Genomic DNA, 16751 nt, shown 5'->3' on the forward strand with positions numbered 1-16751 from the left:
TCTTTATGAGGTACTTAGGTGAAAAATCAACTTCCTGGGTACAAGTACCTATACGAATGAGTACTCCTGCCTATTGTATTCGGGAAGACCTAAGGGGATTTTAAGTTCAAATGGGTAAATACCGAATCGTTGGCTCTTTTCGTGCATACGCCCTCCTCAACGAAATAATTTCATTGAATGAAAATCATGATCGTGGATGATCACGCAGCTATGCGACGACTTCTGGGAAACATCTTAACACTGGGCTATAAGGACTTCTCAAATGGCAAACACACGCTCGAGCTGGTTGAATGCGAGAGCGGTGAAGAAGCTATCGAGCAATTCCCAAAAACCCGGCCGGATGTTATACTCATGGATTTTCAACTGACAAAGATGAATGGGATTGAAGCGGCTGAAGCTATTCTTCAACAAGATTCATCAGCTAAAATCCTGTTTGTAACCAGCTACAATAGTTCCTCATTACGGGACAAAGCAAGACATCTATCCACGTTAGGCTTCATGTCAAAAAATAATCTTTCAGACATCATGCCCATGCTGTCTTCTCAACATCATATACCCGATACGTTATGAAAAAACTGATCCTTCTTTTATCTCTGTTATTGTTAAATGTTACTTCTTTATGGGCCCAGTTCGGGCCTCCGCCATCCGGGCCGATTGCTGATTTTGTTGAGATCAGTGGAACCCTGGAAGTCGGTGAAACCCTGACCGGCAGGTATGAATATAATGACCCGAATGGTTTTCCCGAAGATGGGTCAACCTACCAGTGGTACCGGGCCGATGACGAATTTGGAAGTGGGTGGACGGCAATTACCGGAGCTACGGATACTCTATACACCCTGGTAGTGGCCGATGATGGGAAATACATCAGTTTTGAAGTGACTCCTTCTAACGGCACGGACACCGGTATGCCGGCAGAAAGTATGTTGGAAGGACCGGTTGGTGGTGGTTCAGGCGGCGGAGGAAATACCCCTCCGGTGGCTAGCAATGTATCTTTTTCAGGGACTTTAGAAGTGGGATCAACATTAACCGGTTCCTATGATTATAGCGATGCCGATAGTGATCCCGAAAGTGGCTCTGTATATACATGGAACCGTAGTGATGATGGAGCAGGGAGCGGGAAGACTCCAATTCCGACAGCCGATGCAGCTACCTACACGTTGACAAGCGCTGATGAAGGTAAATACATTAGTTTTTCGGTGATCCCAGGTGATGGCACCGAAGCAGGTACTCAGGAGGAAAGTGCACTTCAGGGTCCTGTTGCAGCTGAGCCAACAACACCTGCGGTTAGCTTTGCCGGAGGTACCGGAAGTGAAGCCGACCCATACCAGGTGGGAACGCTCGAGCAGCTGCAAGCCTTGAAAGACAGCCCTTCTTTACATTTTGTATTGAATAATGATTTGGATGCATCAGCAACCTCCACATGGAACTCAGGGGAAGGATTTGTACCCATTGGCGGTAGTTCACCCTTTACCGGAAGTTTTGACGGACAGGGATTTGTAATTACAGGATTGACTGTTAACCGCTCCACGGAAGATTATGCAGGCCTGTTTGCCGTTATTGGTGATGGCGGATCAGTCAAGAACATTGGTTTGGAACAACTTTCAATAACCGGAGGTGGAAATACCGGGGGACTGGCCGGTGAGAATAACGGAACCATTTCCGGTAGTTATGCCGATGGAGATGTGGATGGATCAGCGATAGTAGGGGGACTTGTTGGGCTAAACAATTCCAGTATAACGGAAAGCTATTCAGCCGGAACGGTAGCCGGAACACAAGACATCGGCGGCCTGGTCGGACTTCATAGTCTGGGCACCATCTCAAAAAGTTACTCTGCCAGTAATGCCACCGGAAGCGCGAATAATGTAGGTGGGCTTATTGGTTTTAGTTATGATAATGTGGAGAACAGTTTCGCCACCGGTTCTGTAAGTGGAGATACTAATGTAGGTGGTTTTGCGGGTAATTATAACAGCGGAACTGTTACGAAGAGTTTTTCTGCGGGATCTGTTACAGGATCTTCTAATGTTGGGGGTTTTATTGGTCAAAAATATATCTCTGCAGCAGCCACTAATTCCTTTTGGGATACCCAAAGCAGTGGTCAGGCTGCCGCTACAGGTACTGGTAGTACTACCGGAATTACTGGTAAAACAACCACCGAAATGCAAACCCAAAGCACCTTCACGGGTGCCGGCTGGGACTTGACCGATATCTGGGTGATGAGCGGATATCCTTCGCTTAAGGCATTTGTGGGGAATACTGCTCCGGTTGTGACCAATGCCGTTGCGGACTTTTCGGTAAACGAGGATAGCTCTGTAGACCCCATCAATTTCACCGATGTATTTAGTGATAACGAAGAAAATGATGCGGATTTGACGTACTCATTGGTATCAAACTCCAATACCTCGTTAGTACTCACCTCGGTTGACAATACGCAGGATATCCTGGGCTTTCTTTTGCAATCGAATGCTAATGGAACAACTGATATCACGATTCAGGCTGAAGACAGCGAAGGGTTGACCGTACAGGAAAGCTTTACGATAACTGTGAACGCGGTTAATGATGGTCCTGTATTTACTTTAGCCGGAGACCAATCTTCTAACGAGGACGCTGGCGAACAAACAGTAGAAAACTTTTTGACGGTTAGTTCTAAAGGAGCAGCAGACGAGTCTGCGCAGGTTTTAAGTTTAGCTGTTGAGTCGGATAATGAAGCCTTATTCTCAGCTCAGCCATCCATTGATCTCAACACAGGAACTCTTAACTACACGGCTTCGTCCGATAGTAGTGGCACGGCTACCGTTACGGTAACACTGAGTGACGACGGCGGTGCAGGAAATGGTGGTACCGATCAAACGGTAAAAACATTTCTAATCACAGTAAACCCTGTTAATGATGCGCCATATGCGAAAATTACCTATGGAAACCCTGTTGTTCTAAATACTTCAGGGTTATTTTCACAGGCTCTTTTTATAGCATATTTTGAGCCAGGACCTTCTAATGAATCCGGTCAGAAGCCTTTGGAATATGCTGTTAGTACTGAGGATTCAAGTTTGTTTGAGGTCCAACCAGAGATCGTAATTGCTGGTACCGGATATTCAGGTGGTTACGAATACGCGGGTACGTTAACATTTACTCCTTTACAAGATACAACCGGAGTCGCTGTAGTTAGCGTTAAAGTAATTGATGATGGAGGTACAGATAATGGGGGAGAAGATAGTTATGAAATAGGATTTACCATCACTATTAATCAGGGTAACAGAGCACCTTTGGCATCCAATGCCGGAATAACCGGCTATCCAAAAACAGGAAAAACCATTGCGGCTACCTATGATTTTAGTGATGCTGATGGCGATGCGAATGCAGGAGCAAGTTTCCAGTGGTACCGACAAACTACAGAATGGGTTAATTCCAGTGAGGTTAAATCTGAAACAAAGATTGTCGGGGCGATAGACTCTTTATATACCATCACAACGGAGGATACTTTTAGCGAGTTACGTGTAGAGGTTATCCCATTTGATGGTACGGCTTATGGCGATACCGTTACAAGTGATCATGTAAAGGCAATTCCTTTTGAAGGCGGTACCGGAACGGAAGCTGATCCGTACCTGATCTCCACGGCAGCTCAGCTGAATGCAATGAGAGATGTGTATTCCGAACAACCCTATACTTTAGATGGACATTTTAAACTGATAAATGATATCAACCTTAATGTAGCCCCTTATAACCAAGGTGAAGGATGGGTTCCTGTTTCAAGAGGTGTGGGTATTAATTTTACAGGGACTTTAGATGGCAATAACCATGCGATTGATGGGCTATACATAAATAATAGTACCAATGAATATGTTGGGTTGATTGGGTTCCATTTAGGAACTGTACGCGATTTAAAGCTTACAAATGTAAATGTTACAGCCTCTAATGATTATGTTACTGGAGCCATTGGCTATGTATCGGGTGGTGTGGTTTCTAATGTGCATGTAACAGGTTCGGTTACATCTACATTCCCTTCCACAGGTGGTGTAGGCGGTATCGCCGGAGCGCTATGGAATGATGGATCTATTACAGAAAGTTCTTTTGATGGGACGGTTACCGGAACCGAAGTTGGTGGTATTGCCGGTGATATTGAATCTGATGGGGATGATAATACATTCATTAGCAAAAGCTATTCAACCGGATCAGTTTCAGGCGAAAGAGCTGGTGGTATTGTAGGTAGTGTAACTGATGGAGGTACAATTTCCGACAGTTATTCACTGGCAACAGTATCAGGAAGTACTTTTGAAGGCGGTATTGTTGGCTTTAATGGAGCAACCCAAACCCATAATTACTTTGCAGGCACACTTTCAGACGTAGAGTCCAACGCCTACTGGAACACAGGTGGTGAGCAAACTACTGATGTTTCCACCGCTGCCATGAAAGACTCTCTTACTTTTTCAAATGCAGGCTTTGATTTTGCCAATACCTGGGCAATTGTAACAGGAGACTCTGTGAGTTATCCGTATTTACGGGCCAACCTGCAAAACCCCAAGCCGGGAATTCAGTCTTCAAATACTCCACCGGTTATCACATCCGTGAGTATAGTTGGTGAATTTAAAGTAGGAGAGACGATTACTGCTGAATATACCTATACCGATGCAGACGGCGACGCTGTATACGCGAGTTATACTTGGAATATCAATGATGGAGGATCCGATACGGAAGTAGGTACGGGGTCAACCTATACGATTAAAGAAAATGATAAGTTTGATTATATAAGTGTAATAATTCAATTAAGTGATGTTAGATCAACTGTAGTTAAACATTCATCAGAACATTTAGTGCACCTTTTTGAAAGTGGATTAGGTACAGAGGAAAGCCCATATCTTATTGCCACGGCCGACCAACTCAATGCAATAAGAGATGTGAACAGAACTGGTTTTGGTTTTAATTTGGACCTTCATTATAAACTGATTTCGGACATAGATCTAAACGTTTCTCCTTACAACCAAGGTGAAGGGTGGGTTCCACTCTTCGATGAGAATTCTAATGATTTCACAGGTAACCTAGACGGAAATAATCACTCTATTAGCGGTCTTTTTATCGATATCAACGATGCTGGGAGTGTAGGGTTGGTCGGAAATCTGGAGGGAACAGTTAAAAACTTGAGGCTTATTGATGTGAATATTTCAAGCTATCAATCTTTAAATACTGGAGCTATTGGTTCAATAAATGGAGGTGAAGTTTCCAATATTCATGTAACTGGTACGATAAGTACAACAGGTGCAACAAGTGGATTTGTAGGTGGCATAGCAGGATATTTGAAGAGTAACGGATCCATCACAGAAAGTTTATTTTCCGGTGATGTTTCAGGTTCAAATATTTATAAATCGGTAGGCGGGCTGGCTGGTCAAATGGTTTCTCTAGATGGAAACACGACCATCAGCAAAAGCTATTCAACAGGATCAGTTTCAGGGGGGAAACCAGGAGCTATTGTAGGCGATTCCTATGGTGGAACGATCTCTGACAGTTATTCACTTTCCAATATTATAAACACCCTCACTAGTGATGGTAGTATAATTGGGTCTGGCGATATAACTCTGGCCAATACCTACTTTGCAGGCACACTTTCTGGCGTAGAAACCAATGTCCTTTGGAATTCAAACGGTATTGAAACTTCGGGATTAACAGAATCGGCAATGAGAGATTCGATTTCATTTGCCAATGCGGGTTTTGATTTCACAAATACCTGGACAATCATGACCGGAGACTCTGTGAGTTATCCTTACTTACAAAATAATCCTCAGAGCCCAATTCCGGGTAAAGTAGAAGCGATTACAGCTCCTCTTTCATTATCTTTATCAATCCCAATGAGTGCCGTTCCGGGTTCGGAAATTGTTCTGTATGGCTCCGGGTTTAGCAAATCACCCTCCGAACATTCAGTTATGTTAACAAAAGTTGGAGAAACTTCAGGTACCTCTGTAGTTCCCAAATCAGTTGCAGGAACAACACTTTTGACTATTAATCTGCCGGTAAATATGACGGGAGGAAAATATCAGGTCAGTGTTACCAATGAAAAAGGAACAGCTACTTTAGCAAAGACATTTTCCGTGATCGTTAAAGAAGGTAATGTAAGGTTAGATAGCCTGAATGCATCGGTGGCTGGTGTTGGTTTGTCAACTTCCAGTTTTGGAGATGTAGATGCAGATGGCGACGATGACCTTTTTATTTCCGGTGTAGATGGCGATAACTCATTTATATCTTCGATTTACCTTAATGATGGAGTAGGTCATTTTACCGAAAGCACAAGTGATCTGGTTGGTTTGTACTATGGCTCCTCTGAATTTGGTGATATGGACGGTGATGGAGATCTGGATATCATCATGACAGGGCAGGAAGAAAATGGTACTCCAAACGCATTAATCTATAAGAATACACCAAGCGGCTTCACAGCCCTGGAAGCAACTAATTTGGAAGGAGTATTTGGTGGAACATCATCCTGGGGAGATATGGATGGAGATGGTGACCTGGATCTTGTATTGACAGGTAACAATGAGAATGACAGTACGACAACAACGGTTTACCGTAATTTGGGCGATGATTCCTTTACGGCTAACCAATTGAGTGATACAGGATTAATTCTGGGGGCGACAACCTGGGGAGACATCGATGGAGATGGTGACCTGGACCTTATCGTAACTGGAAGCAATAATAAAAGCGAATTGTTAACGAACATCTATGAGAATGACGGATCAGGCGCCTTTACACTTTTAGAAGCTCAGCTTAAGGGTGTATTGAAAGGCGATATACAATTGGTTGATGTCGATCAAGATGGCATCCGTGACTTGTTACTTGCTGGTATCGATACTTCAGCGCAGTTAGTCTCCTACCGTTATAAAAACAACGGAGATGGTTCTTTTACCCTTTTGAACAGCCAAGTCAATTGGATAGAGTTTGATATATTTGCAGAAGCTGGTTATTCAAAACTAACTGATATCGATGGTGATGGTGATTTGGATATCATGGTCTCCGGTATGATTTCAAAAGAAACTGCCACTACACTTGTCTCAGGATATACTGACGTGTTTATCAACGATGGATCATATACCTATTCACCACTTGGCCTTGATCTTGAGGATATGTACTACAGTCATTTGAATGTGAACGATCTTGACAATGATGGAGATTTAGATCTTTTCATAACAGGGTCAAGTGAAGAAGGAGTTCAAGCTATTATTTATGAAAATACATACGGCGGTAAGTTCTATTTCGCAGAAAATGGGGTTACCATCAAGGCCTACCCGGGAACACAGGTAGATGAAAGCGATGTGCTAAACTATGATTTGGATAAAGATGGAGTGGCCGAGGAAGTGACTTTTACACTTAGAGACCGAGATGGAATTATAAAATTGTTTGAGGCTGGCACTAAAAATCCCGAATTGGCAAGAACGGTTACGACCGGGATAACCGATATGAGTGGCCTATTTTCTCCTTATACTAGTTTTAATCAACCTATTGGTCATTGGGATGTTTCTTCGGTAACCGATATGAGTTCTATGTTTAGCGGATCATATTTTAACCAACCAATTGGTGATTGGGATGTTTCTTCGGTAACTGATATGAGTTCTATGTTTAGAGGGTCATATTTTGACCAACCAATTGGCGATTGGGATGTTTCTTCGGTAACCGATATGAGTTCTATGTTTAGCGGATCATATTTTAACCAACCAATTGGTGATTGGGATGTTTCTTCAGTAACTAATATGAGTTCTATGTTTAGTGGTAGAACAAGTTTTGATCAACCAATAGGAAAGTGGAATGTTTCTTCGGTAACCGATATGAGTTCTATGTTTAGTTATAGAACAAATTTTGATCAACCAATTGGCGATTGGGATGTTTCTTCGGTAACCGATATGAGTTCTATGTTTAGTGATGAAGCACGTTTTGATCAACCAATAGGAAAGTGGAATGTATCATCTGTAAAGAGCATGAGATCTATGTTTTCTTCCAATTATCTTTTTAATCAAGATCTAAGTTCTTGGGACATATCTGGAGTTGAAAATACTAATTTTATGTTTTCAGGGGCATGGTCATTCAACAACGGAAATGCACCTCGGCAGAAAACAAAAATAGTAAATGGCAAAGAATTTGTAAGCACCTTGAATTGGAATGTCTCGCAGGTTACCAACATGGCCAGCATGTTCCAGGGAGCGAGAGCGTTCAATCAGGACATAAGTTCCTGGGATATTTCCAATGTGAAGTATTTTGATGCAGCACCGGATACCACAAATAAGCAGGTAAAAGTAAATACTACGACTCCAGGTTCTATTTCCGGATTCCTCGTAGGTTCAGGCTTAAGCTCTGAGAATGCCAGCAAGATGTTCGTTGGCTGGAAAGACAAGATTAATAAGGCGGTTCAAAGTATTAATATCGGTAAGATTGAGCTGGATGCGCTGGGTGCAGCAGCATTAAACGAAGTGCAGCAAGCTACAGGTATTCAGATCTCATGGGGTGGACAAGAAGGCGTGGACGATGAGCCGGTGTTTGCTGAACTTCCCAATCCGTACGAAATTGCTACTGAAGATACCCGGATCCTCAAACTCTGGGAGTATGTAAGTGATGTGGCTACACCAGACAATGAGCTGGAGTTCAAATTCGATATCATTTCCGACTCGGTAGAAACGATTGGCTTCGATAACACCAACGGAGAACTGGCCATCACGGCCCGGGCCGATGCCGACACTTTCTTTGTAGCTATACAGGTGGCTAACAACGAGAACATCGTTTCGCTGGATACCCTGGAAGTACGCACCGACCCGAACTTTATAACTTCAGCTGAGCTTATGGCTCAGATTCCGGAGGACTTCAAATTGCATCAAAACTACCCGAACCCGTTTAACCCGACTACGGTAATTCGATACGGCGTACCGCAAAGCAGTGAGGTCCGCCTTGAAGTATTCGATATGCTGGGCCGTAAAGTAGCCACCCTGGTGAACGGTGAACGGCAGCGGGCCGGCTGGCATCAGGTTAACTTCGATGCCTCCCGACTGGCTTCGGGCATGTACCTCTACCGAATCGTGGCCGGTAAGTATGTGCAAACCCGCAAGATGATGCTGATCAAGTAAGCCGAATTCTGATCACAGATCAATTCAAGCCTCACTCATTAATTTGAGTGAGGCTTTTTTATAATCATTAAGTGAAATATAGGTACTTGTACCTATACGAATGAGTACTCCTGCCTATGGAATAAAAAGCTGATTAGTCGCATCATTAAATGGGTATAAACCGGTTTGTTGGCACATAGGGTCAGCCCTTCATTAAATAAATGCTTCCTGAATGCATTAGATGTGATGTAACTCTCCCTTAAAGATCAAGCATTCCTCCCGCAATAAAGTAGTCACTAAAAATGTCGGGACTTTACTCATTTTTTCTAGAATAAATACATACCAAAGATTATGAAAACCGTTATTACGTTGGCGCTTAAGTCTCTCTTTTTTCTGTTATTCATTGGGGCGAATCCGGCCTTTGCTCAGTTCTCGGGCGGGTCCGGAACCGAAGGTGATCCCTATCAGGTAGCAACGGCAGCCGACCTGGACAACGTCCGGAATTACCTGGGCAGCCATTTTATTATGACAGCCAATATTGATCTGACTACGGCTACCGGTGATCCTTCGGGAGCCTACTGGAACGGAGGAGCCGGCTGGCGAGCCATCGGGGCGGATGATACAGAACTGTTTATGCCCATCCCGTTTACCGGAAGCTTTGACGGTAATGGCCATACCATCCTTGGTTTACATATGGATCAGGCCGATAGCGTAGGTGTTGGGTTATTCAAATACCTGGGGAGTCCGGGAGCCATCACCAATGTAGGGCTGGCGGAAGTGGATATTACCGGTTTTACCAATGTTGGGGGCTTGATTGGCTCAACGGTAGTGGATAACCCGGAAACAGACCCGCTGCCAACGGTAGATTCGGTGTTTGTGACGGGTTCAGTAACCGGTGGTGATAACGTAGGAGGGGTGATCGGGAACCAGTTTGCCACAAACCTGAGCCACGCATGGTCTACAGCCACAGTAGTGGGAACCGGAGGGTTTGCCTATTACGGTGGACTTGTTGGATATATCGACGGGGGAAGTATTTCGGAAAGTTATGCCACAGGTACTGTAACCGAGACATCAGGTTTTGGAGCTCAGGTAGGTGGACTGGTAGGTGGTGCCGGTGGTGGTATCGCCCTAACCATCAGTAACAGCTTTGCAACCGGGGCGGTAACGGGTTATGATGATGTAGCGGGCTTGGTTGGTGCGGTATTCGGAGGCGTAACCATTACCAATTCCTATGCCACCGGAGCGGTAAGTGGGGATGTTTCGGCGGTGAACCTGGGCGGGCTGGTAGGTTTTGAAGATGACTACACGCTGGGAGGCTTAGGCAATACCTACACCAGCAGCTACTGGGACTCTACCACAGCCGGGCAGGGAAGCAGCACAGGCGGTATGGGTAAAACCACGGCCGAAATGCAGACCCAGGGAACCTTCAGTGGCTGGGACTTTAGTGGCACCTGGGAGATGGACGGCTACCCCGCCTTGCGGAATCTGGGCTTCGGGCCAACCAATTTTGCCCCCACAGCCAGTAACCTGGTGGTAAGCAATGACAACGATCCGGGACAGGCTCCCGAGGAAGGAGATGCCCTGTCGGTAAGCTATGAGTACAACGACGTGGAAGGCGACCTTGAATCGGGAACCACCTTCCAATGGTACCGGGCCGATGACGGAGCTGGCGCCAATGCGGCAGCTATATCTGGGGCTTTCAGTGACAGTTACACGGTGGCGGGTGCTGATGCCGGGAAGTTCCTGCGGGTTGATATCACCCCGAATGACGGCACCGATGCGGGAGCCACGGTCTCCAGCAGTTATGTGGAAGTAGTGGCCATAAACTCAGCACCTACTGTTACCAATGTCATTGAAGATTTTTCGGTAGAGGAAGATGCTACTCTTAGTCCTGTTGACCTTACGTTTATATTCAGTGATGCAGAAGACAACGATGCGGATCTGAACTATTCGGTAACTAACAGCAACTCATCCATTCTGAATGCAATCATTGATGGTAATAATAACCTGGTAGTGACCCTGGTAGCCGATTCATCAGGAACTGCAGGTGTTACTATTCAGGCGGAAGACAGTGAAGGACTTACCGCGCAGGATACATTTACCATTACTATCAATCCTGTTAATGATGCACCAGTAGTAAGCACACCAATTGCCGACGTAGCGGTTGATGAAAACTCTGGGGAATATCAGATTATCCTTAGTACTAGTTTTAGTGATGTTGAGAGTTCACCGGAAACGTTAACCTATAGTGTATCAGCAATTGATAATCCATCGTTAGTAGGTGGCTTAATACAAACAGATACACTTCGATTATTCCCACAACAAGATCAGTTTGGTGTAGTAAATATTACGATCAATGCAAGTGATGGTGAACTTTCGGTTGAAGACACCTTTAAGGTAACCGTGAACGAAGTTCTTTCCGTAGATCCTGCAAATGCTTTCATCACTACATGGACTACTACGGGTGTAGATGAAACAGTAACTATACCAACAACTGGTGGCACAGAAATTACTGATTTTGAGTTTATTGTTGACTGGGGTGATGGTTCTATTGAGCGAATTACAGGAGATGATCCGGATCCTTCCCATACTTACGCTACAGCGGGTACGCATACCATACAAATAGAAGGGACTTTCCCTTACATGAATGCGGGTGCAGATGGAGATCTGAATCAATTATCTTCTATTGAGCAATGGGGTAATAATGCATGGGAAAACATGGTGAACACCTTCGCCTGGGCACGAAATATGGTATACAATGCCACAGATGCACCTAATCTGACGAACGTAACGTCAACTGCGGGAATGTTTTTTTCCGCTGAAAAAGTGAATAGAGATTTAAGTAATTGGAATACCTCCACCATCACCGACATGAGCTTTATGTTTGATGGAGCCACCATATTTAATGGCAATATTACCACTTGGGATGTATCTAATGTTACCAATATGAAGGAAATGTTCCAGAATGCGGATTCCTTGAATCAGGACTTAAGTCAATGGAATGTATCTGCTGTAACCAATATGCAAGGAGTGTTCCAGGATACCGATTCTTTTAATGGCAATGTTTCCACTTGGAATACATCGGCTGTAACAAACATGTTTGGTATGTTTGCAAATGCGGCTGCTTTCAATCAGCCTTTAGCAAATTGGGATGTAAGCCAGGTAACCGACTTTGGGGCAATGTTTTTGAATGCTGTTTCTTTTGATCAAGATATAAGTGATTGGGATATAAGTAGCGCCACCCGCTTGGATAACGGATCTTTCGGTTTTCTACAAGGAAGTAGTTTCTCTCAACAGAACTATGACATGCTCCTTCATAAATGGAATCAGTTAGCTAACCTGCCTGAAAATCTTTCGTTGAATGTAGGCACTGCAAAATATGGCCCCGCTTCCGCAGCTCATGGTAATTTAACTGGATTTAAAGGTTGGACACTGACCGATGGGGGTCGATACAATATGTTCATCTCTATCTGGGAAGTAACTTCAGAGCAACCAACAATTCAACTTGGAGCTAAAGGAGGAGATCAAATTTCTGATTTTGATTTCACTATTGATTGGGGAGATGGAACGGTAGAAAAATTTACCGGCGATGCACCGATTATATCTCATACCTATACCGAATTTGGTACCAAAAACATCAGAATAGCCGGCGTTTTTCCTGAGATGAATGCAAGTGTGGAAGGAGCTACTATTTCAAATCTTCGCAGTGTGGTTCTATGGGGAGATATCCATTGGGAAAGTATGGCATCGATGTTTGCAGGGGCTGACAGCCTGGAGTTAAGAAATCTGGATACACCGGATCTTTCCTCCGTTTCAAGTATGGCGTGGATGTTTGCATCATTCACAGAAAATTCAACTTTCAATGCAGATATTTCTGATTGGGATGTGTCATCGGTCACTAATATGGAACTGATGTTTGGGGGAGCTAAAGATTTTAATCAGGATATTTCAAGTTGGGAGGTAAGCTCCGTGACCAATATGGGGGGGATGTTTGCGGCGGCACAAGCATTTGATCAGAATTTGGGCGACTGGGATATCCGAAATGTAGAAACCTTTGATTACTATGGTACCATACCGGGTTATTCTGAGCCAATATCTGTTGGTTTTATGACTAACAGTGGTTTAACAACATCAAACTATGATTCTACCCTTATTGGCTGGGCCGAACAAATCACATCCAACTCCGATATTGAGATTTCGTTTGGGAATTCTTTGCGTTCAATCATTTCAACCTCAAGCTATAATAGCCTTACCGATTTGGGTTGGACCATTACCGATGGGGGTTCAGCTAATGAATTTACAACGAAATGGGTAACCACTTCGGCAAATGAAACAGTTACCATTCCAACAGGTGGTGGTACCGAAATTACTGATTTTAATTTCACCATCGATTGGGGGGATGGAACACTGGAAACTTACACCGGCGATGACCCTGATCCTTCACATACGTATGCAACGTCAGGAACTTATACGGTTACAATTGGAGGAATTTTTCCCCATATGATGCCGGATACCGATGGTGACCTCGATCAGTTGGTATCTTTAGAGAGCTGGGGCTCGATTAAGTGGGAAGATATGACGCGTATGTTTGCCTGGGCACGAAATATGGAATACAAAGCCACAGATGCTCCTGATCTTAGTAATGTATCTTCGTTAGCCGCTATGTTCTTTGCTGCTGAAAATGTGAATGCTGACCTAAATGACTGGGATGTTTCTACCATTACAGACATGAGCTTTATGTTTGACGGGGCAACGGCATTCAATGGAGACATCACCGGGTGGAACACAGGGAATGTGACCACCATGCGAGATATGTTTCAGTTTGCATCGGCTTTCAATCAGGATATTTCAGACTGGGATGTAAGTAAGGTTACAGACCTGAGAAACATGCTGAACAATGCATCGGCATTTGATCAGGATCTGGGTGACTGGCAGATAGAGTCTGTAGAATTTATGCAGGCTGGATCGCAAGGTTTTCTTGAAGGAACGGCCCTATCGATTATTAACTACGATTCGCTTCTTATCAAATGGTCGGAGCAAGCGCTACCTATGAATCTGACACTGGATGTAGACAGCACCTATTATTCCCGAAGGTCTGCAAGCAGCCGGCAGAAAATAATCGATGATTTCAACTGGACGATCATTGACGGCGGACTGGGTCTAAGTGAGGTCACGTTGAAGGTAACTCCGGATAGATTTTCTGCAGATTCCATACTCACAGTTGAACTATTAGGTGATGATGTGCCACTTAACAATGAGGAAGCGACTATTACATGGAAAGCAATGAATATTGCAGAGGGGATTGATCTGATTGGTTTTAGTGCCCCAACCTATAATGCTGAAAAAGAAATATGGGAGTTGGTTATGAGAGGAATTCAGATTGCCTTCCCGCAGGGTATTGATTTTAAAGTGGAAGTAACGGTAGAAATACCGGAGTTAAGTGTACTGGAAGTTGCTGAGTCTGATACCCTAGAGTTATACACAAATTTCAAAGTCCTTGAAAATGGTGTTACTATTGTTGGCAATGATGCCGCAATAGGTGAGAAGGGGTATGCTATTGTTGGAAAGGGTGATGACAAGGAGGTTTGGGTTGTTACGAGAAGGGATCGAAAGGGAATAGAATCGCTTTTGGAAAGTAATCACAATCATCCTGAACTTGCGAGAAGTGTAACTACAGGTATAACGGATATGTCCAGGTTATTTTATGGATACAGAATTTTCGACCAGCCGATAGGTAGTTGGGATGTTTCAGACGTCACCACAATGGAAGAGATGTTTTCGGGTCCGTTAGTTAGTTCCTCTGGTTTGGTTTGGAATACTTCTACTGCCAATGCCCCTGATTTTAATCAGGATATACGTCACTGGGATGTATCTTCAGTTGTAAACATGCGTGCTATGTTTCAATATAGCACGAAATTTGACCAACCAATCGGCGAATGGGATGTGTCTTCTGTTACAGATATGTCAATGATGTTTAGTAGTGGTGGAGTATTAGTTAACAGAGGTAGAGTAATCTTTAACCAAGATATAAGCAGTTGGGATGTATCTTCTGTTACAAATATGTCAAGTATGTTTGTTTTTAACCTTGACTTTAATCAACCTATCGGTGGATGGGATGTGTCATCCGTTACAAATATGACTCAAATGTTTACTGCCACAACTTTTAATCAACCTATCGGTGAATGGGATGTTTCATCTGTAACAACCATGAAATACATGTTTTTGGCTGCTGTTTCTTTTGATCAACCATTAAAAAATTGGGATGTTTCAAATGTTACGGATATGACTCAAATGTTTGATCGTGCTGCTAAATTCAATCAGGCTTTACATTGGGATTTAAGTCATGGCCCAATAATGGATGAAATGTTTTTAGGTGCAATATGTTTTAATTTTGGATTCACCCCAAAATATGATGATTGTAATGAAGTAATGGCAAAAGAAATTAGCAGTACATCTTCGATTCAGGGAATCGGTGACTGGGATGTATCCCAAGTAACAAACATGGGGAGTATGTTCCAGGGGGCCACATCCTTCAATCAGGATATAAGCAGCTGGGATGTTTCCAATGTAAAATACTTTGATGCAGCTCCGAATGAGGACACTGATGGCACAGATAGCAATCAAAATGCATTGGCTAAAGCCGGCAGCTCAAAAGAGCAGGCAATGAACGGTTCGACAGAGATTGACCCGGTGACCGGTAAATTTGCCAATGGCAGAGCCATAAATGGTAAACCTGAAATTACCTCTCCCACAAATCAGAACAGTTCGGATCTGAACCAAAACAATAACTCTGATGCTAAACCGGATTCCATCGCCGGCTTCCTGGTGGGTTCGGGCTTAAGCTCCGAGAATGCCAGTAAAATGTTCGTGGAATGGTCGAAACGAGACCTGCAGGATGGGGTGAGCATTAATATCGGTGCTATCGAATTGGATGAAGCCGGTACCAACGCCATGAAGGCACTGCGTGAGGCCAACAATATGATCGTTGCCTGGGGGGGGCAGCAGGGGGTAGATGATGAGCCGCAGTTTGAAGGATTGCCAAATCCCTATGAAATAAGAACCGAAGATACCCGTATTCTCAAACTCTGGGATTACGTAAGTGATGTAGCCACTCCCGATAATGAGCTGGAATTCAAATTCGATATCATTTCCGATTCAGTTGAAACCGTGGGCTTCGAGAACACCAACGGAGAACTGGCCATCACCGCCCGGGCCGATGCGGACACTTTTTATGTAGCTATACAGGTGGCTAACAACGAGAACATCGTGTCGCTGGATACCCTGGAAGTACGCACCGACCCGAATTTTATAACTTCAGCTGAACTTATGGCTCAGATTCCGGAGGACTTCAAATTGCATCAAAACTACCCGAACCCGTTTAACCCTTCCACCATAATTCGCTATGGCGTACCGCAAAGCAGTGAGGTCCGCCTTGAAGTATTCGATATGCTGGGCCGTAAAGTAGCCACCCTGGTGAACGGTGAACGGCAGCGGGCCGGCTGGCATCAGGTTAACTTCGACGCCTCTCGCCTGGCTTCGGGCATGTACCTCTACCGAATCGTGGCCGGTAAGTATGTGCAAACCCGCAAGATGATGCTGATTAAATAAATCATCTTCTTAAACATGACCTTTACAAACCCTGCTCATTAATTTGAGCAGGGTTTTTGTTTTGTCAATATTTTC

Annotated in this window: 3 protein-coding genes; all 3 read left to right on the forward strand. The window is 44.1% G+C overall.

Annotated features, from left to right (window positions below):
- The first annotated feature begins 177 nt into the window (after positions 1-177).
- The 3 genes from JJ941_RS00310 (at position 178) to JJ941_RS00320 (ending at position 16676) form a co-directional block, all read left to right on the forward strand.
- The gene (locus JJ941_RS00310) at positions 178-570 is read left to right on the forward strand and encodes a response regulator transcription factor (protein ID WP_290960750.1); all 393 of its coding nucleotides are present in this window, start codon (positions 178-180) and stop codon (positions 568-570) included.
- Positions 567-9089, forward strand: a complete 8523-nt coding sequence (locus tag JJ941_RS00315) for a BspA family leucine-rich repeat surface protein (RefSeq protein WP_290960753.1) — start codon at positions 567-569, stop codon at positions 9087-9089. The genes JJ941_RS00310 and JJ941_RS00315 overlap by 4 nt, the downstream gene beginning before the upstream one ends.
- Before the next feature lie 330 nt (positions 9090-9419).
- Positions 9420-16676 carry a BspA family leucine-rich repeat surface protein gene (locus tag JJ941_RS00320; RefSeq protein WP_290960756.1) on the forward strand — a complete coding sequence of 2419 codons (7257 nt, stop codon included), beginning with the start codon at positions 9420-9422 and terminating at the stop codon, positions 16674-16676.
- The last annotated feature ends 75 nt before the right edge of the window (positions 16677-16751 follow it).

This window comes from Gracilimonas sp., from assembly GCF_017641085.1.
GTDB lineage: Bacteria > Bacteroidota > Rhodothermia > Balneolales > Balneolaceae > Gracilimonas.

What these genes read in the sequence shown, in the direction of transcription:
- JJ941_RS00320 (WP_290960756.1), top strand. Translation starts at nt 9,420, where the DNA reads ATGAAAACCGTTATTACGTTGGCGCTTAAGTCTCTCTTTTTTCTGTTA.
- JJ941_RS00310 (WP_290960750.1), top strand. Translation starts at nt 178, where the DNA reads ATGAAAATCATGATCGTGGATGATCACGCAGCTATGCGACGACTTCTG.
- JJ941_RS00315 (WP_290960753.1), top strand. Translation starts at nt 567, where the DNA reads ATGAAAAAACTGATCCTTCTTTTATCTCTGTTATTGTTAAATGTTACT.